Raw genomic sequence first — 25,736 nt, forward strand, 5'->3', positions numbered from 1 at the left:
GTCGGCCGGATCCGCGCGTTGCTCCTCAGCCCGGGCCGAGCCCCAGCCGCTCCAGTGCGCCCGCCACGTCGGGCACCGCCGTCACCCCCTGCGGCAGCGGCGGGCGGCGTACGACGACCACGGGCAGGGCGAGTTCCCGCGCGGCCGTCAGTTTCGCCGCCGTCGCCTCGCCGCCGCTGTCCTTGGTGACCAGCACCTCGATGCGGCGGGAGCGGAGCAGTCCGGTCTCGTCGGCCACCGTGAACGGGCCGCGGGCGAGGACCACTTCGGTGTGCGGCGGCATGGGCGGCTCCGGCGGCTCCACCGACCGTACGACGAACTGCAGGTCCGTCAGGTGGGCGAACGCGGCGAGGCCCAGGCGTCCGGTGCTCAGGAACACCCGGCGGCCGAGACCGGGGAGGGCCTCGGCGGCTCCGGCCAGGGACGGGGCGTCGTGCCAGCGGTCGCCGGGACCGGGGCGCCAGCCGGGGCGGCGCAGGACGACGAGGGGAACGCCGGTGGCCGCCGCCGCGCGGGCCGCGCTCGCCGTGATGGTCTCGGCGAAGGGGTGGGTGGCGTCGACCAGGGCGTCGACGTGGTGCGTGCGCAGCCAGCCGGCCAGACCCTCCGCGCCGCCGAAGCCGCCGGTCCGTACCTCGCCCGCCACCGCTGCCGGCCGTGCGACCCGGCCGGCCAGGGACGTGGTGACCCGGACGCCGGGCCGGGCGGCGAGGTCGGCGGCGAGGCGGCGGGCCTCGGCGGTGCCGCCGAGGACGAGGACGTGCGCGGGCATAGGGGTGAGCGTACGAGGTCGTTCGGGCCGGTCCGGTTGCCGGGTCGGTACGGTCGGAGCCATGGGAACCGTGGCCTCCGTGCGTGCCGTGCTGATCGACGTCGACGGTGTGCTCACCGTGTCCTGGAAGCCGCTGCCGGGTGCGGTGGAGGCGCTGCGGGCCGTCCGGGACGCGGGACTGGGGGTGGTCCTGGTGACCAACACCACCTCCCGGTCCCGGGCGTCCGTCGCGGGCTCGCTGGCGGACGCCGGGTTCCCGGTGGGCGCCGAGGACGTCCTGACGGCCCCCGTGGCCACCGCCGCCCACCTGGCCGGGGCCCGCGTGGCGCTGCTGAACAGCGGGGACGTCGGGGAGGACCTGGACGGGATCACCCTGGTCGGCGACGACGGCGAGGAGACACCGGACGTCGTCCTGCTCGGCGGCGCCGGGCCGGAGTTCGGTTACGAGGCGCTCAACCGCGCCTTCGGGCGCCTCCAGCGCGGCGCACGGCTCGTCGCCATGCACCGGAACCTGTACTGGCGGACGGCCGACGGACTCCAGCTCGACACGGGAGCCTTTCTCGCGGGCCTGGAGGCGGCCGCCGGCGTCGAGGCGGAGGTCACGGGGAAGCCGTCGCGGGCCTTCTTCGAGGCGGCCCTCGGGCGTCTCGGGGCGGGCGCGGACGAGGCGTTGATGATCGGGGACGATGTCGAGCACGACGTGCTGGCGGCGCAACGCCTGGGCATCACCGGCGTGCTGGTGCGCACGGGCAAGTTCCTGCCGGAGACCCTGGAGCGGGCGAGCGGCGCCCCCGACCATGTGCTGGACTCCTTCGCGGACCTCCCCGCGCTGCTGGGGCTAGCGCAGTAGGAGCTGCACCCCGCCCACGATGGTCGCCGCGATCACGAGTTGTTCGAAGAGCCGCTGGTTGATCCTCTTCACAGCCCACTTGCCGAACAGCGCGCCGGGCACGACGAACACCGCGAGCGCCGCGTCGAGCAGCAGCGAGCGCCCGTCGATCAGTCCGAGGCCGGCGCTGAACGGCACCTTGGAGACGTTCACGATCAGGAAGAAGAACGCCGAGGTGCCGAGGAAGCCCAGCTTCCGGAAACCGGCCGACAGCAGGTACATCGACATCACCGGGCCGCCCGCGTTGGCGACCATCGTGGTGAACCCGCCGAGCACGCCGTACGAGCGGGCCTTGGCGCGGCCGGTGCGCGTGGTCACCGCCTCGGGCGCCCGCGCCGCGTCCGGCGTGCGCCGCCGCCACAGGGTCACCCCGGCCATCAGCAGCAGGATCGCCCCGATGGAGGTCCGGACGATCCCGTCGTCGGCCCACATCAGGAACAGCGTGCCGGCCACCACCCCGGCCGCGACGGCCGGGAACAGCCGCCACAGGGTGGGCCAGTGGGCGTGCCGCCGGTAGGTGAGGACGGCGAGCACGTCGCCGGTGATCAGGACGGGCAGCAGGATGCCGGTGGAGGCGCGGGCCGGGAGGACCGCCGCGAAGACGGCGAGGCTCACCGTGTTGGCCCCGCTCACGGCGGTCTTGGAGAAGCCGACGAGGAGGGCCGCGAAGGCGAGCGCCGCGAACCCCCAGCCGGATATGTGCCAGAGCGTCATCGTGTTCATGCGGGGACCGATGCTATGTACGGACAAGGCTCCGGCGTAAGGACCGTCTCGCCAGGTGGCCCCTGCCGCGGCCCCCGCCGCCCGCGGCGGACGCCGTTACGGCCGCTCGGCGTAGCGCGCCCGCAGCTCGCGCTTCAGCACCTTCATGCTGGGCCCGAGCGGCATCGCGTCGGTGAACTCCACGCGCCGCGGGTACTTGTGCCGGCCCAGGTGCTCCTTGGACCACTCGGTGATGGCGGCGGCGTCGGGCGCGGCGCCGGGCGCGGGTACGACGACGGCGCACACCTCCTCGCCGTGCAGTTCGTCGGGCAGCCCGATGACCGCGACCTGGGCGATGCCGGGGTGGCGCATCAGCACCTCCTCGACCTCCCTCGGGTAGACGTTGTAGCCGCCGCGGATGATGACGTCCTTCTTGCGGTCGACGATCCTGAGGAAGCCGTCCTCGTCCTTGGTGCCCAGGTCGCCGGTGCGGAACCAGCCGTCGACCACGGCCTCGGCGGTGGCCTCGGGCCGGCCGAGGTAGCCGGAGAAGACGTTGTGGCCGCGGATGACGACCTCGCCCAGCTCGCCCGGCGGCAGCAGCTCGATGCGGCCCTCCGCATCGGCGCGGGCGATCTCCACGTCGATGCCCCACAGCGGGTGGCCGATGGTGCCGGGGCGGGTGCCGAACACGGGCTGGTTGACGGTGGCCGTCGGCGAGGTCTCCGACAGCCCGTAGCCCTCGTAGACCGTCGCCCCGAAGGCCTTCTCGAACCGCTCCAGCACGGCGACCGGGAGCGAGGCCCCGCCGGAGATGCACACCCGCAGGGCGGGCAGCGCCGTTGCGTCCTGGGCCGCCGCGGCGAGCGCGGTGAACATGGTCGGCACGCCGTGGAAGGTGTTCACGCCCTCCGCGACCATCAGCTCGATGGCGCGGGCCGCGTCGAAGCGGGGCAGCAGCACGAGCGTGGCGCCCGCCCGCCAGGTGGAGTTGAGCGACACGGTCTGGCCGAAGGCGTGGAACAGCGGCAGCGCGCCGAGGGCGATGTCGTCGGCGCGGATGTCGTTGGCGTCGAAGGCGTTGACAGTCGCGTTCATCACGATGTTGAAGTGGCTGAGCACCGCGCCCTTCGGGACGCCGGTCGTGCCGCTCGTGTAGAAGACGACCGCCGGGTCGTCGGCGGCGCGGGTGACGTACGAGCGCAGCGGCTCGGCTTCGGCCGCGCGCTTGTCGAACTCCTCGCCGAGGACGGCGACGCGGACGCCGGTGGCCTCGGCGGCGGCCCGGCCGGTCGCCGCCTGGGCCGGGTGGACGAGCAGGAGTGCGGCGCCGCTGTCCCGCAGCACGTGCTCGACCTCGCCGGCCGACAGCAGCAGGTGCACGGGGACGACGACTCCGCCCGCCGCGACGACGGCGTAGTAGGCGAGGGGGAACTCGGCGGTGTTGGGGGCCATCAGGGCCACCCGGTCGCCCGGCCGTATTCCGAGACCGGTGAGCGCGCCCGCCTGGGCCAGGGACCTGCGCCACACGTCGGCGAAGGTGAGCCGCAGCCCGCCTTCGACCAGGGCCGTCTTGTCGGGGCGGCGCCGGGCGTTCTCGGCGAGGATGGCTGCGACGGACAGGGTTGCCATGCGGTGGTGCTCCGTTTCCCTTGCTGCGGCTCGACTGACCGGTTGCCCCCGTTGGCTGTGCGTTAGTGCCGCTCGACCAGCACCGCGCTGCCCTGTCCGACGCCGACGCACATGGTCGCGAGTCCGCGTGCGGCGCCGGTGCGCCGCATGCGGTGCAGCAGCGTCGTCAGGATGCGGGCGCCCGAGCAGCCGAGGGGGTGGCCGAGGGCGATGGCGCCGCCGGTCGGGTTGACCAGGTCCGGGTCGATGCCCAGCTGGTCGACGCAGGCGAGGGCCTGCGCGGCGAACGCCTCGTTGAACTCGGCCTCGTCCAGGTCGGCGATGTCCCAGCCGACCCGTGCCAGCGCCTTGCGGGTGGCGGGGACCGGGCCGATGCCCATCACGTCGGGGTGGACCCCGGCGGAGGCGCCCGCGGCATAGCGGCCCAGGGACTCCAGGCCCAGCTCGTTCAGGGCCTCCTCGCTGACCAGGAGCAGCCCGGCCGCGCCGTCGTTCATCGGCGAGGAGTTGCCCGCGGTGACCGTGCCGCCCTGGCGGAAGACCGGCTTGAGGCGGGCGAGTTTCTCCAGCGAGGTGTCCTCGCGCACGCACTCGTCCTGCTCGACGACGATGCCGTCCGGGCGCTCGACGGGCAGGAGTTCGTCGTCGAAGTGCCCGTTCTTGCGCGCGGTGGCGGCGAGCCGGTGGCTGCGCAGGGCGAACTCGTCCTGGCGCTCGCGGGAGACGCCGTAGCGCGCGGCGACCTCCTCCGCGGTCTCGCCCATGGCCAGCAGGCCGTGCAGCTCCTTCATCGCCGGGTTGACCAGGCGCCAGCCGAGGCGGGTGTCGTGGGTCTCGATGCGCTGCGGCAGGGCCTCGTCGGGGCGGGGCAGCACGAAGGGGGCGCGGCTCATGGACTCGGAGCCGCCCGCGATCACGATGTCGGCCTCGCCGGCGGCGATGGTGCGGGCGGCGGTGGTGACCGCCTCGAGCCCGGAGGCGCACAGCCGGTTGACGGTGGCGCCGGGCACGGACTCCGGGAGCCCGGCGAGCAGGGCGGCCATGCGGGCCACGTTGCGGTTGTCCTCGCCGGCCTGGTTGGCCGCGCCCCAGTACACGTCGTCGATCCGGGCCGGGTCCAGGGCGGGCACGTCGGCCACCAGGTGGCGGATGACGGTCGCCGCCAGATCGTCGGGCCGGACGGCGGACAGGGCTCCGCGCAGCTTGCCGATGGGGGTGCGGCGGGCGGCCGCGAAGTGGACGGGACGCACGGCTTCGACTCCTGACCTGCGACCGGCCGACGTCGCTGTCGGCCGGCGGACCACACGGGACTTAATTAGCACTGCTAGTTTTGGACTATAGACCGCCGACCGGCCCGCTGGGAAGATCCTCCCCGAGCTTCACCGACCCACCGGAGGAGACATGCGCCACGTCCGCGAGCACACCCTCGACGGCACCCACGGCCCGCTCGCCGTGCACGAGTGGCCGCACCCCGCGCCGAGGTACCTGGCGCTGCTGGCGCACGGCTACGGCGAGCACGCGGGCCGGTACGACGAGCTCGCCGCCGTCCTCACCGCGCACGGGGCGGCCGTGTACGCCCCCGACCACGTCGGCCACGGCCGGTCGGCCGGCGAGCGGGTGCTGATCGAGGACTTCGAGGACGTGGTCACCGACCTGCACCGCGTCGCGGAGCCGGCCCGGACCGCGCACCCCGGCGTACCGCTGGTGCTGATCGGCCACTCGATGGGCGGGCTGGTCGCGGCCCGCTACGCCCAGCGGTACGGCACCGGACTGAGCGCGCTGATCCTGTCCGGGCCGGTGATCGGCGACTGGGAGCTGCCCGGGCGGCTGCTGGCCCTGCCGGAGATCCCGGACACCCCGATCAGCCCGGCGGCGCTCTCCCGGGACCCGGCCGTAGGCGCCGCCTACGCGGCCGATCCGCTGGTGTGGCACGGGCCCATGAAGCGGCCGACGGTGGAGGCGTTCGCGCGGACCCTTGAGACCGTCGCCCAGGGCGGCGACGTGGGCGACCTGCCGCTGCTGTGGCTGCACGGGGACGACGACCGGCTGGTGCCGCTGCCCGGCAGCCGGATCGGCGTGGAGCGGCTCTCGGGCTCCCGCGCGACCGAGCGGATCTTCGCCGGGGCGCGGCACGAGGTCTTCCACGAGACGTGCAGGAAGGAGGTCTTCGCGGAGACGACCGGCTTCCTGGACCGGGTACTGCCGCGCTGATCAGGCACGTTTGTGCACCGGCCCGGTGGATACCCGCGCCCCGAGACCCGCAGGAGAGATGACGGACCACGAAAGGGGCGAGGTCTTGACCGTCGTGAGGAGCACCCTGCCCGAGAGCGCACTCGGGGTCACCGGCACCGCGCTGCAGGACACCCTGGTCGATCTGCTCGGGCTGTCGCTGATCGGCAAGCAGGCGCACTGGAACATCGTGGGACCGCGGTTCCGTTCGATCCACCTCCAGCTGGACGAGGTGGTGGCGACGGCGCGGGCCCACGCGGACACCGTCGCCGAGCGCGCCGCCGCGCTGGGCGTCCCTCCGGACGGCCGGCCGGAGACCATCGCCGCGGCCTTCGCGCTGCCCGGCGCCAAGGACGGCTGGCTGCGCGACACGGAGGTCGTCGACCTGATGGTCTCGGCGCTGCGGGAGGCGATCGGGCGGCTGCGCGAGCGGATCGCCGCCACCGAGAAGGCCGACCCGGTCACCCAGGACCTGATGATCTCCATCACCGCCGACCTGGAGAAGCAGCACTGGATGTTCCAGGCCGAGAACCAGCCGCGGGACGAGGGCTGACCAGCGGCGGCGGAACCGTACACGGAAGGGGAAACCCATGGCCGACTCCCCCGAACTCGACACGCTGTGGGACGACTTCCACCGCGTGGTGAACATGACCTCGGCGGAACTCGCGGACTGGCTGAGGGTCCGGGACTCCGGCCAGGCGACCGAGCCGCTGCCCGAACAGGCCGGCCCGCCGCTCGGACGGCACGTCCTCGCCATCCTCCAGAAGCGCCGCACGGACCTCACCGACGACGACGTCCGCGTGATGCGGGAGGTCGTGGACACCGTCGATGACCTGGTGGACGTGGAGGACGAGCCGGAGGCCGAGGACACCCGCCGCCGGCACCAGCTGATGTCGATGGGCCACGACCCGCTGAAGCCCTAGCCGGGAGCGCCGGCATGAACCGCGACGAACGCGTCCTGCGCGCGCTGCTGTCGGAGTACGGGCAGACGTACGCCGAGGAAGCGGGCATCACGCTGAAGGACACCCCGCAGCCGCTGTACCGGCTGCTCGTGCTGGCCCTGCTGCTCAGCGCCCGGATCCGCGCCTCGGTCGCGGTGGCCGCCGCGCGGGAACTGCACAAGGACCACCTGGACAGCCCGCGCCGGATGGCCGGCGCCGACTGGCAGCAGCGGGTGGACGCCCTCGGCCGCGGCGGCTACCGGCGCTACGACGAGCGGACCGCCACCCAGCTGGGGGACGGCGCCGAGCTGTTGCTGGACCGCTGGGCCGGGGATCTGCGCCGGCTGCACGAGGAGGCGCACGGCGACACCGGGGAACTCAGGCGGCTGCTCCAGGAGGAGCCGGGCGTCGGACCGGCCGGCGCGGACATCTTCCTGCGCGAGGCGCAGCGCGTGTGGCCGGAGCTCGCGCCGTACCTGGACGGCAAGGCGCTGTCCGGGGCGCAGCGGCTCGGCCTGCCGAGGGACCCGGAGAAGCTGACGAAGCTGGCCGGGGACACCGAACCGGCCGTCCTGGCCGCCGCGTTGGTGCGCGCCGCCCTCGACAAGGAGGTCGCCGAGGACTGCCTGCGCCGCGCGGCATGAGCCTGTGACCGCCCGACGCCCGTGCCGGCCCGGACCCGGTCACAGGCCGAGGACGCGGGAGATGGTGCGCAGCACGCCGTTGTCGTTGTTGGACGGGGCGAGGTGGCGGGCCCGGCGGACGACCTCCGGGTGGGCGTTGGCCATCGCGAAGGACCAGTCGGCGGCGTCGAGCATCTCCAGGTCGTTGAGGTAGTCCCCGAAGACCATGGTCTGCGCCGGCGTGATGCCGAGCGCCCGCTGCAGGCCGCGCAGCGCGGCACCCTTGCTGGCGGTGCGGTTCATGACGTCCACCCAGTGCTCGCCGGAGACCACGACCTGGTGGGTGCGGGCGAAGTCGGCGAGGGCCGGTGCGGTGGAGCGCTCGGCGGACCCGAAGTCGAACAGGGCGATCTTGATCACGTCGTCCTCGACGGCGGTGACGTCCGGCACGATCCGGTGCTCGACGTAGTAGGTGCGCACCTCCGCGAGGAAGGCCTCGTCGGTCCGCTCGACGTACGCCGCCCGCTTGCCGCACACCACCACGCCGACGTCCGCGCCGTCCGCGGCCAGCCGCCGTACCGTACGCACCAGCTCGGCGGCTACGGAGCCGTCCATCGGGGCGGAGCTCAGTTCCACGCCGTCGCGGACCACGTACGTGCCGTTCTCCGCGATGAACACCATGCCCTCGGCGGCCCGGTCGAACTGCCGGGCCAGCGTCGCGTACTGGCGGCCGCTCGCCGGGCTGAACAGCACGCCCCTGCGGCGCAGTTCGGCCAGCGTCGGCCACAGCTCGCCGGGGAGCCGCTTGGCGTCGTCGAGCAGGGTGCCGTCCATGTCGGTGACGATCAGCCGGATGTCGGCGGGGCCCGCGGGGAGGGGCTGGGTGCCGGCGAGGGGCGTGGGGAGGGCGGGCATGTCCTGCTTTCCGGTCGGGGACGGCGTACCGGTCCAGTGTTCCCCATGGCGGGGACGCCGTTCCCGCCGCACCGGTCCGCCGCTCCTCCTGCCCCGGAACCTCCCGGAACGTCCCCAAGGGGTCCTGAACCGCCCGCGCTGCGCTGTTCCCGGGACAGCGCGATCAACGGACGGCACAATGACGGCGAGAACCGCAAGCGGAGAAGGGCGGCGACGTGACCGAGGGGCACTCCCCGACGGCCGGACCGGCACAGCTGAACACCTCTGTGGCGCACAACGCCCGGGTGTGGAACTACTGGATCGGCGGCAAGGACAACTACGAGGTCGACCAGCGGGTCGGTGAGCACGTCGCCGGGATGTTCCCGGTGATCCGGACGGTGGCCCGCGCGGACCGCGAGTTCCTGTCCCGGGCGGTGCGGTTCCTGGCCGGCGAGCGGGGAATACGTCAGTTCCTGGACGTCGGCACGGGTCTGCCGACCGTCGAGAACACCCACGAGATCGCGCAGCGCATCGCCCCCGAGTCGCGGATCGTGTACGTCGACAACGACCCGATCGTGCTGGTGCACGCCCGTTCCCTGCTCACCAGCTCACCCGAGGGCGTCACCGACTACATCGACGCCGATGTGCACGACCCGGACGGCATTCTGCGGCGCGCCGCCGAGACCCTGGACCTGACCCGGCCGGTCGCGCTGATGATGCTCGGCATCCTGAACTTCGTCCTGGACACCGACGAGGCCCGGGACATCGTGCGGCGGCTCCTGGCGCCCCTGGCGCCGGGCAGCCACCTGGTGCTCACCCACCCGACCCACGACCCGGAGGTGGGCGGCGAGGGCAACCGGGCCGCGATGGAGTTCTGGAACGCCAACGCGACCCCGCCGATCACCGCCCGCAGCCGCGCCGAGATCGCCGGGTTCCTCGACGGCCTGGAGCTGGTCGAGCCGGGCCTGGTGCCCTGCTCCCAGTGGCGCGCCGGGACGGAGTCCGCCGCCGCGGTGCCGCAGTACGGCGCCGTGGCCGTGAAACCCTGACGCCGGCGCCGGGCGGACCCCGAGGACGGCGTGAGCAGAGGAGGACGCATGACCACCCTTGCCGATCCCGTGCCCGGCGGGCGACCGGAGGATCTGCGCCGGGTCGCCGGCCTCACCGCCGACCTCGCCGCGCGGGGCGTGCGCGGGATCGTGCTGGCCTATGTGGACACCGCGGGCGTCTGCCGGGTGAAGACGGTCCCTACGGCCCGGCTGGAGGCGGCCGTGTCCTGGGGTGTCGGCATGTCCCCGGTGTTCGACACCTTCCTCGGCGACGACTCGATCGTCACCACCGACGTCCTCGGCTCCCCGGACGGCGACCTCAGGCTCTACCCCGACCTGGACCAGCTGGTGGCGCTGGCCGGGCAGCCCGGCTGGGCGTGGGCGCCGGTGGACCGGATCACCCAGGAGGGCGAGAGCCACCCCGGCTGCGCCCGGACGTTTCTGCGCCGGACGGTCGCCGGCGCGGCCGAGCGGCACGGTCTCGCCTTCAGGGCGGCGATCGAGGTCGAGTGGGCGGTGGGGCTGGACTCGGCGCCGCCCGGCCGGTTCGTGCCCGCGGTCACCGGTCCGGCGTACGGCGCGATCCGGCAGGTGGAGCTGAGCGACTACACCGCCGACCTGCTGGCCGCGTTCGACGCCCAGGGCGTCCCCGTCGACCAGCTCCATCCCGAGTACGCGGCCGGGCAGTTCGAGGTCTCCACGGGCGCGCTGGACCCGGTGGCGGCGGCCGACCGCAGCGTGCTGGCACGGCAGACGATCCGGGCGGTCGCACAGCGGCACGGGCTGCGGGTGTCGTTCTCGCCCGCGGTGTCCGCCGAGGGCGTCGGCAACGGCGGACACCTCCACCTGTCCTGCTGGCGCGACGGTGCGAACCTGCACGCGGGCGGGGAGCGCCGCCACGGCATGACCGCCGAGGCGGAGTCCTTCGCGGCCGGGATCCTGGCCCGCCTCCCGGCGCTGACCGCGGTCACCGCGCCGAGCCCGGCCAGCTATCTCAGGCTGCGGCCCTCCCGGTGGGCGGGGGTGTTCACCGCGTGGGGCCGGGAGACCCGCGAGGCCGCGCTGCGGGTGATCACCGGCTCGGCGGGCCGCCGGGAGCAGGAGGCGAACCTCGAGGTGAAGCCGGTCGACCTGGCCGCCAACCCCTATCTCGCCCTCGGCTGCGTCATCGCCGCCGGACTCGACGGGATCGGCGCGGCTCTGCCCCTGCCGGAGGAGATCACCGGCGACCCCGCCCGGTACGGCCCGGACGAGGCGGCGGCCCTCGGGGTGCGGCGGCTGCCGCAGTCGCTGACCGAGGCCGCCCGGGAGTTCCGCGCGGACCCGGTGCTGCGGGCGGCGCTGGGCCCGGTCCTCGCGGACGCGGTGACCGCCGTACGGCAGGGCGAGGCGGCGGCCGTCGAGGGCTGGGACGACGAGCGGGTGGCGGCGGCCTACCGCTGGGTGTACTGACCGTGTCCGCCCCGGGACCGGTCCACGAGGCCCTCGCCGAGCTGGAGCTGGTGGACCACCACTGCCACGGCGCGGTGACGGCCGACCTCGCGCCGCGGGAGTTCGCCGCGCTGCTCACCGAGGGCGATGCCTGGCCCGGCGTCTCCCCCTTCGACACCCCCGCCGGCGTGGCCGTACGCCGGCACTGCGCGCCGCTGCTGGACCTGCCCCGGCACGCTCCCCCGGCCGACTACGCGGCCCGCCGCGCGGCCCTGGGCTGGCGGGAGGTCAACCGGCGCTTCCTGCGGGCCGCGCACGCCGGGGCGTTCCTCGTGGACACCGGCTACGCCCCGCACCCGCTCACCTCCCCCGCCGAGCTGGCCCAGGCCGCCGGCGCCGCCGCGTACGAGGTCGTACGGCTGGAGCAGGTGGCGGAGTCGGTGGCCGCGCGGGGCGTGGAGCCGGGCGAGTACGCCGCCCGCTTCCGCGCGGCCGCCGAGGAGGCCGTGCGCCGGCCGGGCGTGGTGGCGGTGAAGTCGGTGGCCGCCTACCGCACCGGCTTCGCGCTGGATCCGGCGCGCCCGGCGGACGCGGAGGTGACCGAGGCCGCCCGGCGCTGGCTCGCGCAGGGCGGCCGGCTCGCCGACCCGGTCCTCGTACGGCACCTGCTGTGGACCGCCGCCGGCCTCGGCCTGCCCCTTCAGCTGCACACCGGTTTCGGGGACGCCGACCTGCGGCTGCACCACGCCGACCCGGCCCTGCTGACCGACTGGCTGCGCCTGGTCGCCGGCGCCGTCCCGGTGCTGTTGCTGCACTGCTGGCCGTACCACCGCCAAGCCGCCTATCTGGCCGCGGTGTTCGAGCACGTGTACCTGGACGTCGGTCTCGCCCTGCACCACACGGGCCCGGCCCGGTGCCGCGCGGTGCTCGAGGAGGCGCTGGAGATCACCCCGTTCCGGAAGCTGCTGTACAGCTCCGACGCGTACGGGGTGGCCGAGTTCCACCACCTGGGCGCCCTGTGCTTCCGGCAGGGGCTCGCCGGTCTGCTCCAGGCCCGTGTCGACGCCGACGAGCTGAGCCTGCCCGACGCCCTGCGGATCGCGGCCTGGACCGGCCGCGACAACGCGCTGCGTCTGTACGGACCGCCCGTATCCGATCCGTCCCGCGATCCCAGCGGGCGCCCCACCCGGAAAGTATGATCAAGCAATGTCTGACATGACCGAGACGACGCCCGGCTGGCTGACCACCGACGAGCTGGAGATGGCCAGGGCCCGGATGCCGATCCTGTACGTCGAGGCCGTGCCCGTGCGCGTGGACGACAGCGGCGAAGTCACCAGCATCGGGCTGCTGCTGCGGATCGGCCCGGACGGGACGGTCAGCCGGACCCTGGTCTCCGGCCGCGTGCTGCACCACGAGCGGGTCCGCGACGCCCTGCTGCGCCACCTGGAGAAGGACCTCGGCCCGGTCGCGCTGCCCCGCATCCCCACCTCGCTGCAGCCCTTCACCGTCGCGGAGTACTTCCCCACGGCCGGCATCACGCCGTATCACGACCCGCGCCAGCACGCGGTGTCCCTCGCCTACATCGTCCCGGTCACCGGCGACTGCCGCCCCCGGCAGGACGCGCTGGACCTCGTCTGGTTCAGCCCACAGGAGGCGGCCTCCCCGGCCGTGCAGAGCGAGATGCCGGGCGGGCACGGGGTGCTGCTGAAGCAGGCGCTGGCGCACGTGGGTCTGGCGTACTGACGCGGGCGGCGGCCGACCCGCCTGTCTATCAGGCCGTCCGGCCGCCGACCAGGGGTTTCGCCGGGGCGTTCAGGTTGCGTTCAGGTTCGTGGCCGATCATGGCAACAGCAGCACCAGAAGCCCCAAAGCTCTGGCAAAGGGGTCTGGGGCAACGGCAGTTGGCCGTGCGAGGGTGCGGGCCATGAGCACAGAGCACGTCCTCGATCACCGGCCGAGCGGTCACGCACGCGCGCGCGTACGCGAGAGCGCGAACAAGGTGCCGGAGGTCACCGTCTACTTCTGGATCATCAAGGTCCTCACCACCGGCATGGGCGAGACCGCCTCCGACTTCCTCGCCCGTCTGCTGGGCCCGATCCCGGCGGTCGGCCTCGGCGGCCTCGCGTTCGCGGCGTCGCTCGTGCTCCAGTTCGCGGTCCGCCGGTACGTCGCCTGGATCTACTGGACGGCGATCGTCATGGTCAGCGTCTTCGGCACGATGGCCGCGGACGTGCTGCACGTGGGCCTCGGCGTCCCGTACACCCTGTCCACCCCGCTGTTCCTGATCGCCCTGGCCGCCGTCTTCGCCCTCTGGTACGCCACCGAGCGCACGCTGTCCATCCACTCCATCCGCACCCGGCGCCGCGAGGCGTTCTACTGGGCCGCCGTCCTCGCCACGTTCGCGCTGGGCACCGCCGCGGGCGACCTCACCGCGACGATCGGCCTGGGCTACCTGGGCTCGGTCGTCCTGTTCGCCGTGGCGATCTGCGTCCCGGCCGTCGCGCACCGCGCCGGCCTGCTGGGCGCGGTGACCGCGTTCTGGACGGCCTACGTCATCACGCGCCCGCTCGGCGCGTCCCTCGCCGACTGGATGGCCCTGCCGGGCAAGCGGGGCGGCCTGGACTGGGGCCTGGGCCCGGTGACCCTGTCCTGGACGGTGGCGATCGTCGGGTTCGTGGCGTTCCTGGCGATGTCGCGGCGGGACACCGAGCCCGCGCTCTGACGCTGCCCCTGGCACGCAGGGAGCCGGTGCCCGCACGGCGCACCGGCTCGCCGGCGCCGCTGAGCAGGGGCTGCGGACGGCCCGGGTCGTTTTCGAGTGCGGGCACCCGCCGGCTGTGCGGCAGCGACCAGCGGGGCGGGCCCGCGGCAGGACCGGACGGGATCGGCCCCGTGCGGCGCACCCCGTCGCGGCGCGGGGGGACGGCGTGATTTCCCCTGCTCGTTGTAGCGCCATGCCCGTGGCTGAGGTCCACAATCGAATGACGACGCGGTGATGGCCGTCGGCCCTGCTGGTGATCGGGGCCGTGGAAGGAGGCCGCCATGCGGCGTTCGAGTGAAGGGCTGCACGACCGGATCCGCCGTGACCGGCGAGCAGACCCGGCGACGACCGCGACCGGACGCGAGACCACCGGGCGCCGGTGATGGTGGGAGAGACGCAGGGCGGACAGGGGAGACAGCCGAGCCCGCCGTACCTCCCCGACCTGCACATACGCCTGCGCTCCGAGCTGGGCCGGATCGACGATCAGTTGCGCTCCCTGCTGACCTCCATGGACCGGCTCCAGTGCCTGCTGGACGCGGTGGTGGCCATCAGCCGCGAGGTGGAACTGCCCGCGGTGCTGCACCGTATCGTGACGACCGCCATGGAGCTGGTCGGCGCCCGCTACGGAGCCCTCGGCGTGCTCGACGAGTCCGGGCAACGCCTGGAGCAGTTCATCCCGGCCGGTCTGTCCGAGCGGGAACGCGATGCCCTGTCCGACGCCGGGCTGCCTCGTGGCCTGGGCGTGCTCGGCCATCTGATCCGCTACCCCGATCCCCTGCGCATCGACGACATCCAGGGCCACCCCTCCTCCGCCGGCTTCCCGCCCGGCCACCCGCGCCTGCACACCCTGCTCGGCGTCGCCATCACCGTGCGCGGCGAGATCTACGGCGACCTCTATCTCTCCGAGCGGGACGACGGACAGCCCTTCGACACGCACGACGAGAACATCGTCGTCGCCCTGGCCGGCGCCGCCGGCGTCGCGATCGAGAACGCCCGCCTGTTCGAACGGATCCGTGAGGGCGCCGAGCAGTTCCAGCGGCTCCTGCTGCCCACGCTGCCCGATCTGAGGCCGTTCACCGCCGCCGCCATCTACCGGCCCGCTGCCGAGCCCAGCCAGGTCGGCGGGGACTGGTACGACGCCATCCCGCTGCCGGACGACGTCGTGGCGGTCGTCATCGGCGACGTCGTCGGCCATGATCTGCAGGCCGCGGCCGCCATGGCCGCCACCCGCAACATGCTGCGCGCCCTCGTCTTCGACCAGAGCAGTCCGCCCGGCGCGATCCTCTCCCAGCTCGACCGGACCCTGGAGACCGTCACGAACAGCCGCGTCACGACCACCACCCTGGCCCGCATCGAACCGGAGGGACCGGCGTGGCGGCTGTGCTGGAGCAGCGCGGGCCACGTCCCGCCCCTGCTCATCACCGGTGAGCGCCGCGTGTCCTATCTGCTCGCCGAGCCCGGACTGCCGCTCGGCGTCGACACGGGCCAGCCCCGTCCCGACCACTCCCGCTCCCTGCCCCCGGACAGCACCGTCGTCTTCTTCACCGACGGGCTGATCGAGCATCCCGACCACCCCATCGACCAGAGCCTGAACGAACTCGCCGCTCTCGCCGCGGTCCACGCCTCCCTCCCGCTGCCCGAGTTCGTCCAGGCACTGGCCGATCACCACCCCAGCGACGGCCACGACGACATGGCCGTCCTCGCCCTGCGCACCCCGCCCGCCTGATCCCGCGAAGCAGCCGCCGCTCCCGGCAGGTCGGCCCGCCCGTCGCGGGCGCCGCGCGGCCGTGCGGCGCCGTGGAGGATCCGCGGGATCCGGCGGATGATGGGAGCGGGGCGATGTCGACACGGAGGTCGCCCGATGGCTGTGGCGCGGCGTCAACGGCTCCGGCGCGGTGGTGCGGCCGTGCTGGAGATGGGCGCCATCGCCGCGCTGTACTACGGCTCGGCCAGGCTGGGACTGCTGCAGCAGCTGGTGCGCGGCCAGGTCACCCCGCTGTGGCCGCCGAGCGGCATCGCGGTGGCGAGCCTGCTGCTGCGCGGCCCGCGCGTCTGGCCCGGTATCGCGCTCGGCGCGTTCCTGGTCAACATCGCGCTGGGGCCGTCGCTCCCGGCCGTGCTCGCGATCGCGGCCGGGAACACCCTTGCGCCCGTCTGCTCCTACCTGCTGCTCCGCCGCGCCGGGTTCCGTACGGAACTGGACCGGCTGCGGGACGCCCTCGCACTGATCTTCCTCGGCGCGTTCACCGGGATGCTGGTCAGCGCGACGACGGGCAGCGGGACCCTGGTCCTCGCCGGCGTGCTGAGCTCCGGAGACTTCTGGCCGACGTGGTCGGTCTGGTGGACCGGCGACGCGATGGGCGTCCTGGTGGTCACGCCCGTCCTGCTCGTTCTGCGCAGGGCGCGCCTGCCGAGGAACGCGCCGCCGTACCGGTGGGCGGAGGGGCTGCTGCTTCTGGCGGCCACGGCCGGCGCCGGGGTGCTCGTGACCGGTCACACGCCGCTGCTGTTCCTCGGGTTCCCGCTGCTGATCTGGGCGGCGTTCCGCTTCCAGCTCGCCGCGGCCGCGCCCTGCGCGCTGGCCGTGTCGACCTTCGCGATCATCGCCGGTACCGAGAGATCGGGCCCGTTCGCCGGCCGCGGCCTGCTCACCGAGATGATCACCCTGCAGGCCTTCAACGGTTCCGCCGCGCTGACCGCACTGCTGCTCGCGGCGGTCATCAGCGAGCGGAACGAGTCCGAGCGGGAGATCGCACGAGCGTGTTCCCAGCTCGCCCGCATGGCCGCCAGGATCGCCACCGGCGACCTGCACTCGATGGTCTCCGGCGACCCGGCGAGCGAGCGGGAGGCCGAACCCCCGCGGGCGCGCAAGAGGCCGCAGAGACGAAAGAAGCCGTCTCCTCAGACGTGAGAAGACGGCCTCCGACCGCATGAAGCTGGTCGGGACGACAGGATTTGAACCTGCGACCCCTTGACCCCCAGTCAAGTGCGCTACCAAGCTGCGCCACGTCCCGGCACCGTTTGACCTGGGGTTTCCCCGGTCGAAACGCGCAGGGAAACAATACCGCACTCGGCTCCGTGGTCGCGCATCACTTTCCCGCTTGACCTCGAGTTTGGTTGAGGTTGCACGCTCGGAAGCATGAAGATCGCAGCGAACACGAGCCGGGCTCACGGCTACGACGACCTGCCCGGCCTGATGAGCCTGATGACCGGCGACGAGAAGCACGGGCCGGCGGCCACCTCCACCCTCGACGTGCTGTGGGTGCTCTACGACCGGGTGCTCCGGGTGACGCCGGAGCGGCAGGACGATCCGGCCCGGGACCGGTTCCTGCTGAGCAAGGGGCACGGGCCGATGGCGTACTACGCGGTGCTGGCCGCGAAGGGCTTCGTGCCGGTGGACTGGCTGCCCGGCTTCGGCTCGTACGACTCCCCGCTCGGGCATCACCCGGACCGGGTGCTGGTGCCCGGCGCCGAGATCGGCAGCGGCTCGCTCGGGCACGGGCTGCCGATCGCGGTGGGCAGCGCGCTGGGGCTGCGGGCGCAGGGGCTGCACGATCCGGCGGTCTGGGTGCTGATCGGGGACGCCGAGCTGGACGAGGGCAGCAACCACGAGGCGATCGCCTTCGCCGGGCCCGCCGGGCTGGAGCGGCTGCACACGGTCGTGGTCGACAACTCCTCCGCCAGCCACGCCCGGCCCGGCGGGATCGCCGCCCGCTTCGAGGCGGCGGGCTGGTCGGCGGTGACCGTCGACGGACGCGATCACGAGGCGCTGTACGCCGCGTTCACCGCGCCGCATCCCGGGCGGCCGCACGTGGTCGTGGCCCGCGTCGAGCCGAAGAACTCCTGAGTCCCGTCTCCCCCGATCCCGCCTCCTGGAAAGGCACACCCTGATGGACACCATGCGTGACCGTTTCGCCCCCGTCGTCTCCCGGCTGCTGGACGAGGACCCGCGCGTCGCGGTGGTCCTCGCCGAGATCGGCAAGGACGCCTTCCGCGAGGCCATGGCCCGGCATCCGGACCGGGTGATCAACGTCGGCATCCGCGAGCAACTGCTCGTCGGCGCGGCGGCGGGGCTGGCGCTGACCGGGCTGCGGCCCGTGGTGCACACCTTCGCCAGCTTTCTCGTGGAGCGGCCGTTCGAGCAGGTCAAACTGGACCTCGGGCACCAGGACACCGGGGCGGTGCTGGTGAGCGCGGCCGCCTCGTTCGACTGGCCCGCCGGCGGCTACACGCACATGGCCCCCGGCGACGTGGCGCTCCTCGACACGCTGGACGGCTGGACCGTGCATGTGCCGGGGCATCCGGACGAGGCCGAGACACTGCTGCGCCATGCCGTCGCGGCGGGCGACGACAAGGTGTACGTACGGCTGTCCGTGCAGGCCAACCGGCAGGGCCGGCCGGTCGACGGCGCGCACATGGTCGCGGTCCGCGAAGGCCGCCGGGGCGTCGTCGTCGCCGTGGGTCCGGTGCTGGACCCGGTCCTCGCCGCGACGGAGGGCCTGGACGTGACCGTCCTGTACGCCACGACCGTACGGCCCTTCGACGCGGCCGGTCTGCGCCGGGCCACCGAGGCGGCGGGCACCGACGTCGTCCTGGTCGAGCCGTATCTCGCGGGCACGTCGACGCGCGCGGTCGGCGAGGCCCTGGCCGATGTGCCGCACCGGGTGCTCGGCCTCGGCGTGGGCCGCCGCGAGCTGCGCCGCTACGGCACGATCGAGGAGCATGTGGCCGCGCACGGCCTGGACCCGGAGTCCCTGCGCGAGCGGATCGTGCGGTTCACGGCGCCCACGCACCGGGCCGGTTGAACGCCGAGCCGGCTCCGGGTGCGTGAGGGCCGGGCGCGCAGTTCCCCGTGCGCCTTCGGGGCGCTGCCGGTGCCGGACACCTGCCTCAGCGTGCGGGCGCACCCGCATCCACCCGCACCAGCCCCCGTATCGCCGGCACCGCGAGCAGCGCCGCGGCCACCCCCACGCTGGTCACGGCGGACATCAGCAGCACGTGCCCGGCACCGAGGGCACCCGCGGCCGGGCCCGCGAGGGCCTGGCCGACCGGCATCATGGCGAGGGACCCGGCCACGTCGTAGGCGTGGATGCGGTTGAGGACGTCGGGCGGGACCTGGGTCTGCACGCTGGTCGCCCACATCACGCCCCAGAACGACATCCCGGCGCCCGCCACGGCCGCCCCGGCCGACATCGCCGGCACCCCGAGACCGGCTCCGACGGCCGCGGGGAAGCCGAAGAAGGCGAACAGGGACAGCGCGCCGGCGCGGAGCATGCGGCGGGGCCGCAACCGCAGGGCGAGCAGGCCGCCGCCGACGGTACCCGCGCCGAGGGCGGAGTTGACCAGGCCGTAGGCGCCGGGGCCGTGCCGCTGGACGACCTCGGTGGCGACGAGCGGGACGGTCGGACCCCAGACGGCGATCATGTAGAGGCACCAGACGGCGATCACGCCCCACAGCCAGGTCCGGGCCCTGAACTCCCGCCAGCCCTGGACCAGATCGGCTCTGAAGGCCCGCATCCCGCGGCCGGTGGCGGTGCGGACGCCCTCCGGCAGCGGGGGCAGCCGGAGCAGCAGCAGGCACAGCGCGCTCGTCGCGTAGGTGCCGGCGTGCGCGGCGAACACCCCGCCGGGCGAGGCGAGACCGACGAGCACACCGGCGACGGCCGGCCCGGCGAGCTGGGCGGCGGACTCGGCGATGCGGATCGCGCCGTTCGCGCCCTGGATGTCGGCGGCCAGCCGGGGCACCGTGCTGGCCACGCCCGGCTGGAACACCGCGCCCGCCACGCCGTTGACGAACCCGATCGCGCAGATCTGCCACAGCACCACGTGCCCGGCGAAGAACAGGCCCGCCGCGAGGGACTGGGTGACGAGCCGGACGAGATCGGCGCCGATCATCAGCCTGCGGGTGCTGAACCGGTCGTCGACGACCCCGCCGAAGACGACGAGTCCGGCGAACGCGGCCGCCGTCGAGGCCATGGCGAGGCCGACCGCGCCCGCGCCGTACCCGTGTTCCAGCAGGCCGGCGGCGAGGGCCACGGGCAGCATGGTGTCGCCGAGGCGGGCGACGGCACGGGCGACGAAGAAGAGGGCGAAGTCCCGGGACCAGACGGCCCGGCCGCCGGCCCCGGCGCCGCGCGTCCCGCTCGTGGTGATGTCGTGCCGTGCGTCCGTTCCCGTCATCGGATGCTCCCTCCCCGCCGCCGTACTCCGGTCTGCGCCGCGCGGGATCATGCCACGCCCGGCCTCCGCGCACGGGGCGTTTTCACTCCGCGGGCGGCAGTCCCAACTCGGGGTGGGCGTCGAGGAGTCGGGGCGGGGCGGCCTGCCGCCAGGAGTCGGTGAGGATGTCCCGCAGTTCCTCCTCGTCGTCCAGCGCGGCGAGTCTCGCCCGCACCCAGGCGAACTGTGCTTCGTGGCCGGCGATCCAGAACTTCTCCGGTTCGGCCAGCACCAGTTCGTCGCGCTCCTCCTTGGGGCAGCGCACGGCGATGGACGTCTCGTCCTCGGGCAGGGTCGCGAACATCTTCCCGGCCACCCGGAACGTGGGCATGCTCCAGGCGGTCTTCTCCGTGGTGTCCGGCAGGGACAGGGCGATACGGCGTACGTCTTCTGCGTCCGGCATGGCACGCACCGTAGCCCCTGCCACTGACAGTCAGCCGCCGAGCCGCTTGTAGTACAGCGTCGTCGGCCGCAGCTCGCCCGCGGGGGAGGCCGCGTAGTCGGGGATGACGCCGGCCCGGGTCCAGCCGGCCGAGCGGTACAGACGCTCGGCGGGGCTGCCGGTCTCGGTGTCGAGGTGGAGCAGGGTGATGCCGGCGGCAGCGGCGGCGTCCTCGGCGGTGGTGAGGAGGCGGCGGCCGAGTCCCCGCCCGCGCGCGGAGCGGTGCACCATCAGCTTGACCAGTTCCGCGCGGTGGCGGCTGTTCGGCTTGTCGGGGTGGGCCAGGCTCACGGTGCCGGCCGGCCGCCCGGTGCCGTCGAGGGCCACCCACACCGCGAGCCGGCCCGTCGCGGCCGCCTGGGCCCGCTCCCGCCACCAGGCGGCGGCCTCCTCGTGGCCGAGCGGGGCGAGGAAGCCGACCGAGGCGCCGCCCGCCACCGTGTCGGCCAGCAGCTCCGCAAGCTCACCCGTTCGCTGCCGCAGCCGCGCGCCGTTCCAGCGTTCGATCCTCACGGCCGCACCACCGCCAGCACATAGCGCGTCTCGACGGGGCCGGCGCAGCGGAACCGGGTCGGGCCGAAGACCCGCATCCGCAGGCAGTCGCCGGTGTCCAGGTGGTGCACCTGGTCGGCGTCGGTCACCTCCAGGGCGCCGTCGAGCACCCACAGGTGCTGTTCCAGGCCGGCCACGGGAGGGCGGTCGTAGGCGATGTCGGCGCCCGGCGCCAGCCGGCCCTCCACCAGTTCGCCGCGCAGTCCGGCGTGCGGCGGCGACACCGACCGGCGGACGAACCCGGAACCCGGGTCCTGCCAGGTGGGCTGGTCGGCGGCCCTGACCAGCGGCGCGGGCGCCGCCTCGATCTCGCTGAGCAGCTGGGACATGGTGCGCCCGTAGACCTGGCAGAGCCGGTTCAGCTGAGCGGCGGTGGGGCTGATCTCGGCGCGTTCGGCCCGCGACAGGGTCGAACGGCTCACTCCGCTGCGTTCGGCCAGCTCGCCCAGGGACCAGCCGTGCCGGGCGCGCAGTTCGGCGAGCCGGGCGCCGAGCCGGGTGTCGAGGGCTTCCTCGTCGCGTCTCATATCCGGGACCCTATCCCTGATGTGAGACGGGCGCGTTACGGAGACCTCACGCCTCCCGCGCGGCCTGTTCCAGCGCCTCCAGCACCGGGCGGATCAGCGGATGCCCCTCGGCGCCGCGCCGTACGGCGGCGAAGACCCGGCGGGTGGGGGCCACGCCGTCGACGGGGCGCACGACGACGCCGGTGAGGTCCATGCCGCTCAGCGCCGAGCGGGGTACGAGGGCCACGCCCGCGTCGGCCGAGGCGAGGGCGACGACCGCACGGAAGTCGTCGGAGGAGTGCTCCAGGCGGGGCTGGAAGCCGGCGGTCTCGCAGGCGAGGACCACCACGTCGTGGCAGGGGTTGCCGGGGTACGGGCCGATCCAGGGGTCCTTGGCCAGCTCGGCGAGGGGGACCTCCGCGGTGTCCGCGAGGCGGTGGCCGACGGGGACGACGGCGTCGAACGGCTCGGCGTAGAGCGGGACATGGGTGAGCCGGGGGTCGTCGGCGGGCGGCGCGCCCCGGTACTCCACGGCGACGGCCACGTCGACCTGCCGGTCCAGCACCATGGGCAGGCTCGCGTCGCCCTCGGCGTCCTGGACGCGGATCCGGATACCGGGCGCGGTGTGGGCGAGCCGGGCCACGGCGGGCGCCACGACCTGGGCGATGCCGGTGGCGAAGGCGGCCACGGTGACCGTGCCCGCCTCGCCCGAGCTGTAGGCGGCCAGCTCGGCCTCGGCCCGCTCCAGCTGGGCGAGGACGGCATTGGTGTGGCTGAGCAGGATCTCGCCGGCCGGGGTGAGCCGTACGCCCTTGGCGCTGCGCTCGACCAGCCGGTGGCCGGTCTCCTGCTCCAGGGCCGTCAGCTGCTGGGAGACGGCCGAGGGGGTGAGGTAGAGCGCGGCGGCCGCCGCGGTGACCGTGCGGTGGTCGGCCACCGCACGGAGGATGTGGAGCCGCCGTGCCTCGATCATGTCCTCAATTATCCCCGCGGATCCGCCCTGCTCAGGCCTCCAGCTCGGCGCGGGCGGCGACGAACGCGTCCACCGCGCGGTCGACGTCCTCGGTGGAGTGCGCGGCGGACAGCTGGACGCGGATGCGGGCCTGGCCCTGCGGGACGACCGGGTAGGAGAAGCCGATCACGTACACGCCGCGCTCCAGCAGCAGCTCGGCCATGCGGCCCGCCTTGGCCGCGTCGCCGATCATCACCGGCGCGATGGCGTGGTCGCCGGGCAGGACGTCGAAGCCCTCCTCGGTCATCCGGCGGCGGAAGAGGGCGGTGTTCTCCGCGAGGCGGACACGCAGGTCGTCGGCGGACTCCAGCAGGTCGAGGACCTTCAGGGAGGCGGCGGCGATCACCGGGGCGAGGGTGTTGGAGAACAGGTACGGGCGGGAGCGCTGGCGCAGCAGGGCGACGATCTCGGCGCGGGCGGCCACATAGCCACCGGAGGCGCCGCCGAGGGCCTTGCCGAGGGTGCCGGTGACGATGTCGACGCGGTCCATGACGCCGTGGAGTTCGGGGGTGCCGCGGCCGGTGGGGCCGACGAAGCCGACGGCGTGCGAGTCGTCCACCATGACCATCGCGTCGTAGCGGTCGGCGAGGTCGCAGATCTCACGCAGCGGCGCCACATAGCCGTCCATGGAGAAGACGCCGTCGGTGACGATCAGCCGGCGCCGGGCGCCGGCCGCCTCCTTCAGCTTCGCCTCCAGGTCGGCGAGGTCGCGGTTGGCGTAGCGGTAGCGGCGGGCCTTGGACAGGCGGATGCCGTCGATGATGGAGGCGTGGTTGAGGGCGTCGGAGATCACCGCGTCCTCCTCGCCGAGCAGTGTCTCGAAGACACCGCCGTTGGCGTCGAAGCAGGAGGAGTACAGGATCGTGTCCTCCTGGCCGAGGAACGCCGACAGGCGCGCCTCGAGCTCCTTGTGGACCTCCTGGGTGCCGCAGATGAAGCGGACGGAGGCCATGCCGTAGCCCCAGCGGTCCAGCGCGGCGTGGGCGGCGGCGATCACCTCGGGGTGGTCGGCGAGACCCAGGTAGTTGTTGGCGCAGAAGTTGAGGACCTCGCCGGGACGGCCGCCGGCGGTGACGTTGACGGTCGCGGACTGCGGGGTGCCGATGACCCGCTCGGGCTTGTGCAGGCCGGCGGCGCGGATCTCGTCGAGGGTGGCGCGCAGGTCGTCGCGTACGGTGTCGAACATGGGGGTGCTCTCCTGAAGGTGCTTGCGGATGACGGGAGTTACGCGGTCCAGTCGAGGATGACCTTGCCGCCCCTGCCGCTCGCCGCGTCCTCGAACGCGGCCTCGAAGTCGCGGTAGCCGTACCGGCCGGTGATCACGGGCGCGAGGTCGAGGCCGCCCTCCAGCAGCACCGACATCGCGTACCAGGTCTCGAACATCTCGCGGCCGTAGATGCCCTTGATGGTGATCATCGAGGTGACGATCCGGGCCCAGTCGACCGGGAACTCCTCGGCGGGCAGGCCGAGCATGGCGATCCGGCCGCCGTGCGTCATGTTGGCGATCATGTCCCGCATGGCCTCGGGCCGGCCGGACATCTCCAGGCCGATGTCGAAGCCCTCGCGCAGCCCCAGTTCGCGCTGCCCCTCGGCGATGGTGGTCTCGCCGACGTTCAGGGCGAGGCTCACACCGATCTTGCGGGCCAGTTCCAGGCGCTCCTCGCTGACGTCGGTGACGACGACGTTGCGGGCGCCGGCGTGCCGGGCGACGGCGGCGGCCATCAGGCCGATCGGTCCGGCGCCGGTGATCAGCACGTCCTCGCCGACGAGCGGGAAGGACAGCGCGGTGTGCACGGCGTTGCCGAACGGGTCGAAGATGGCGGCGCCGTCGAGGTCGACGGGCACCCGGTGGACCCACACATTGGTCGCGGGCAGGGCGACGTACTCGGCGAACGCGCCGTCCCGGCCGACGCCGAGGCCGACGGTGGCCCGGCACAGATGGCGGCGCCCGGCCAGGCAGTTGCGGCACTTGCCGCACACCAGGTGCCCCTCGCCGCTGACCCGGTCCCCGATGCGGATGTCGGTCACGTCCCGGCCGGTCTCGACGACCTGCCCGACGAACTCGTGCCCGAGCACGAGCGGCGTGCGGATCGCCTGCTGCGCCCAGCCGTCCCAGGCCCGGATGTGCAGGTCGGTGCCGCAGATACCGGTGCGCATGACCTTGATCAGCACGTCACCCGGACCGATCTCGGGCTCCGGGACGTCCGTCAGCCGGAGTCCCGGCTCCGCCTTCTCCTTGACCAGCGCCTTCACGCGTGCGGCTCCTGTGGGTGAGGTCCCGGCCGGCGGGCAGGCGTACGGAGCCCGCACCGGGTCAGAGGGGTGGAATCACCCTGCAATCTGCCGTATGCGCGCCTCGCGGGTCCATCGAGCTTTTCTTAACCGCCGCCTCAGCTTTCCTTCACGCCGCAGGCGCCGTGGGCGCGGGCATGCCGGGGCGTCACAGGGGCAGCCCGTCCCCGGCGCTCCGTTCGAGGCGTACGACGAGGTCGGCGGCGAGCGCCTTGATGGTCTCCAGGCCCGAGCGGCCCCAGGCCCGCGGCTCGGTGCCGGCCGCGCACACGGTGCCGAGCGCCATGCCGGAGCTGTCGATGAGCGGGGCGCCGAGGTAGGAGTGGATGCCGTACTCGTCCACGACCGGGTTCCCGGCGAACCGCGGATAGTCGCGGACGTCCTCCAGCACGAGTGCCTTGCGGCGCACCACCACATGGGGGCAGAACCCGTGCCGCCGCGACAGCACCCGGCCGAACTCCGGCCGGGTGCCGTCCTCCCTCAGGAACGGCGGTACGGCGGGGGCGCACAGACCGGCGAAGAACTGGTGCTCCTCGCCGACGAAGTTGACCATGGCGTACGGCGCGCCGGTGAGGTGGGCGAGATGCTCCGCGAAGGCGTCCAGCGCCGGGTCGGGGCGGTCGGCCAGGCCGAGCAGGCGCAGCCGGTGGACGCGGGCGGGGGCCTCCTTGTCCTCGGGGGTGAGCAGCAGACCCCGGACCGGCCGGGGCGGCTCGTAGGTCATGGCGTGGCTCCTGGCCGGGCTGCGCCGCTGTGGGCGTACCTCATGGGGGAACTCCGTGGGCGGTAG

At 73.8% G+C, this 25,736-nt stretch carries 27 protein-coding genes and 1 tRNA gene; 14 read left to right on the forward strand and 14 right to left on the reverse strand.

From position 1 onward, the window contains the following. Positions 1-25: 25 nt before the first annotated feature. Entirely contained in the window at positions 26-772 is a 747-nt protein-coding gene (locus OG956_RS04530; RefSeq protein WP_330336628.1) for a cobalt-precorrin-6A reductase, read from the reverse strand. A 70-nt stretch (positions 773-842) separates the two neighbouring features. Between OG956_RS04530 and OG956_RS04535 the strand changes: the two genes are divergently transcribed. Then, a complete protein-coding gene (locus tag OG956_RS04535) occupies positions 843-1,622 on the forward strand; it encodes an HAD-IIA family hydrolase (protein ID WP_330342735.1) in 780 nt (259 codons plus the stop codon). On the opposite strand, the gene OG956_RS04540 is transcribed toward OG956_RS04535, so the two are convergent. From OG956_RS04540 to OG956_RS04550, 3 genes are all read right to left on the reverse strand, one after another. After that, entirely contained in the window at positions 1,611-2,384 is a 774-nt protein-coding gene (locus OG956_RS04540; RefSeq protein ID WP_330336629.1) for a sulfite exporter TauE/SafE family protein, read from the reverse strand. The two genes, OG956_RS04535 and OG956_RS04540, sit on opposite strands and share 12 nt — an antisense overlap. Positions 2,385-2,480: 96 nt before the next feature. Continuing rightward, entirely contained in the window at positions 2,481-3,995 is a 1,515-nt protein-coding gene (locus tag OG956_RS04545; protein ID WP_330336630.1) for a long-chain-fatty-acid--CoA ligase, read from the reverse strand. Positions 3,996-4,057: 62 nt separating this feature from the next. After that, entirely contained in the window at positions 4,058-5,245 is a 1,188-nt protein-coding gene (locus OG956_RS04550; RefSeq protein ID WP_330336631.1) for a thiolase family protein, read from the reverse strand. A 151-nt stretch (positions 5,246-5,396) separates the two neighbouring features. Here OG956_RS04550 and OG956_RS04555 point away from each other — a divergent pair, with 151 nt between their 5' ends. The 4 genes from OG956_RS04555 (at position 5,397) to OG956_RS04570 (ending at position 7,809) form a co-directional block, all read left to right on the forward strand. Continuing rightward, positions 5,397-6,206, forward strand: a complete 810-nt coding sequence (locus OG956_RS04555) for an alpha/beta hydrolase (protein ID WP_330336632.1) — start codon at positions 5,397-5,399, stop codon at positions 6,204-6,206. Positions 6,207-6,291: 85 nt separating this feature from the next. Next, positions 6,292-6,777, forward strand: a complete 486-nt coding sequence (locus OG956_RS04560; RefSeq protein ID WP_330336633.1) for a Dps family protein — start codon at positions 6,292-6,294, stop codon at positions 6,775-6,777. Between the two features lie 37 nt (positions 6,778-6,814). Then, positions 6,815-7,147, forward strand: a complete 333-nt coding sequence (locus OG956_RS04565; RefSeq protein WP_330336634.1) for a DUF3140 domain-containing protein — start codon at positions 6,815-6,817, stop codon at positions 7,145-7,147. A 14-nt stretch (positions 7,148-7,161) separates the two neighbouring features. Beyond that, positions 7,162-7,809, forward strand: coding sequence for an endonuclease (locus OG956_RS04570; RefSeq protein ID WP_330336635.1), 648 nt, complete (start codon positions 7,162-7,164; stop codon positions 7,807-7,809). 39 nt (positions 7,810-7,848) lie between these two features. Here the strand turns inward: OG956_RS04570 and OG956_RS04575 are convergent, their stop codons facing one another. After that, positions 7,849-8,703 carry a Cof-type HAD-IIB family hydrolase gene (locus tag OG956_RS04575; RefSeq protein WP_330336636.1) on the reverse strand — a complete coding sequence of 285 codons (855 nt, stop codon included), beginning with the start codon at positions 8,701-8,703 and terminating at the stop codon, positions 7,849-7,851. Positions 8,704-8,918: 215 nt separating this feature from the next. Between OG956_RS04575 and OG956_RS04580 the strand changes: the two genes are divergently transcribed. From OG956_RS04580 to OG956_RS04610, 7 genes are all read left to right on the forward strand, one after another. Further along, the gene (locus tag OG956_RS04580) at positions 8,919-9,731 is read left to right on the forward strand and encodes an SAM-dependent methyltransferase (protein WP_330336637.1); all 813 of its coding nucleotides are present in this window, start codon (positions 8,919-8,921) and stop codon (positions 9,729-9,731) included. A 48-nt stretch (positions 9,732-9,779) separates the two neighbouring features. Next, positions 9,780-11,183, forward strand: a complete 1,404-nt coding sequence (locus OG956_RS04585; protein ID WP_330336638.1) for a glutamine synthetase family protein — start codon at positions 9,780-9,782, stop codon at positions 11,181-11,183. A gap of 2 nt (positions 11,184-11,185) precedes the next feature. Next, positions 11,186-12,361 (forward strand): amidohydrolase family protein, encoded by a 1,176-nt coding sequence (locus OG956_RS04590; RefSeq protein WP_330336639.1) that lies wholly within the window; start codon positions 11,186-11,188, stop codon positions 12,359-12,361. 16 nt (positions 12,362-12,377) lie between these two features. Beyond that, entirely contained in the window at positions 12,378-12,905 is a 528-nt protein-coding gene (locus tag OG956_RS04595) for an NUDIX hydrolase family protein (RefSeq protein ID WP_330342736.1), read from the forward strand. Positions 12,906-13,086: 181 nt separating this feature from the next. Continuing rightward, complete coding sequence (locus OG956_RS04600; protein WP_330336640.1) at positions 13,087-13,884, forward strand: COG4705 family protein; 798 nt, start codon at positions 13,087-13,089, stop codon at positions 13,882-13,884. A gap of 421 nt (positions 13,885-14,305) precedes the next feature. After that, the gene (locus OG956_RS04605) at positions 14,306-15,649 is read left to right on the forward strand and encodes a PP2C family protein-serine/threonine phosphatase (protein WP_330336641.1); all 1,344 of its coding nucleotides are present in this window, start codon (positions 14,306-14,308) and stop codon (positions 15,647-15,649) included. Between the two features lie 135 nt (positions 15,650-15,784). Then, positions 15,785-16,834, forward strand: a complete 1,050-nt coding sequence (locus OG956_RS04610) for an MASE1 domain-containing protein (RefSeq protein ID WP_330336642.1) — start codon at positions 15,785-15,787, stop codon at positions 16,832-16,834. Positions 16,835-16,860: 26 nt separating this feature from the next. Here the strand turns inward: OG956_RS04610 and OG956_RS04615 are convergent. After that, a tRNA-Pro gene (locus tag OG956_RS04615) sits at positions 16,861-16,937 on the reverse strand. Between the two features lie 125 nt (positions 16,938-17,062). Here OG956_RS04615 and OG956_RS04620 point away from each other — a divergent pair. After that, positions 17,063-17,770, forward strand: coding sequence for a transketolase (locus OG956_RS04620; protein WP_330336643.1), 708 nt, complete (start codon positions 17,063-17,065; stop codon positions 17,768-17,770). 43 nt (positions 17,771-17,813) lie between these two features. After that, complete coding sequence (locus tag OG956_RS04625; protein ID WP_330336644.1) at positions 17,814-18,728, forward strand: transketolase family protein; 915 nt, start codon at positions 17,814-17,816, stop codon at positions 18,726-18,728. 85 nt (positions 18,729-18,813) lie between these two features. On the opposite strand, the gene OG956_RS04630 is transcribed toward OG956_RS04625, so the two are convergent. The 8 genes from OG956_RS04630 to OG956_RS04665 form a co-directional block, all read right to left on the reverse strand. Next, complete coding sequence (locus OG956_RS04630; protein WP_330336645.1) at positions 18,814-20,103, reverse strand: MFS transporter; 1,290 nt, start codon at positions 20,101-20,103, stop codon at positions 18,814-18,816. 82 nt (positions 20,104-20,185) lie between these two features. Next, positions 20,186-20,545, reverse strand: coding sequence for an MmcQ/YjbR family DNA-binding protein (locus OG956_RS04635; RefSeq protein WP_330336646.1), 360 nt, complete (start codon positions 20,543-20,545; stop codon positions 20,186-20,188). 30 nt (positions 20,546-20,575) lie between these two features. Then, on the reverse strand, positions 20,576-21,091 hold the full coding sequence (locus OG956_RS04640; protein WP_330342737.1) for a GNAT family N-acetyltransferase: 516 nt from the start codon (positions 21,089-21,091) through the stop codon (positions 20,576-20,578). A gap of 2 nt (positions 21,092-21,093) precedes the next feature. Beyond that, positions 21,094-21,663, reverse strand: a complete 570-nt coding sequence (locus tag OG956_RS04645; RefSeq protein WP_330336647.1) for a helix-turn-helix domain-containing protein — start codon at positions 21,661-21,663, stop codon at positions 21,094-21,096. Between the two features lie 46 nt (positions 21,664-21,709). Beyond that, positions 21,710-22,615 carry a LysR family transcriptional regulator gene (locus OG956_RS04650; protein WP_330336648.1) on the reverse strand — a complete coding sequence of 302 codons (906 nt, stop codon included), beginning with the start codon at positions 22,613-22,615 and terminating at the stop codon, positions 21,710-21,712. Positions 22,616-22,646: 31 nt separating this feature from the next. Further along, complete coding sequence (locus tag OG956_RS04655; RefSeq protein WP_330336649.1) at positions 22,647-23,840, reverse strand: glycine C-acetyltransferase; 1,194 nt, start codon at positions 23,838-23,840, stop codon at positions 22,647-22,649. Positions 23,841-23,878: 38 nt separating this feature from the next. Beyond that, positions 23,879-24,907 carry an L-threonine 3-dehydrogenase gene (gene tdh, locus OG956_RS04660; protein WP_330336650.1) on the reverse strand — a complete coding sequence of 343 codons (1,029 nt, stop codon included), beginning with the start codon at positions 24,905-24,907 and terminating at the stop codon, positions 23,879-23,881. 187 nt (positions 24,908-25,094) lie between these two features. Further along, entirely contained in the window at positions 25,095-25,670 is a 576-nt protein-coding gene (locus OG956_RS04665; RefSeq protein ID WP_330336651.1) for a GAF domain-containing protein, read from the reverse strand. Positions 25,671-25,736: the final 66 nt, after the last annotated feature.

The sequence above is a fragment of the Streptomyces sp. NBC_00557 genome (assembly GCF_036345995.1).
Lineage (GTDB): Bacteria > Actinomycetota > Actinomycetes > Streptomycetales > Streptomycetaceae > Streptomyces.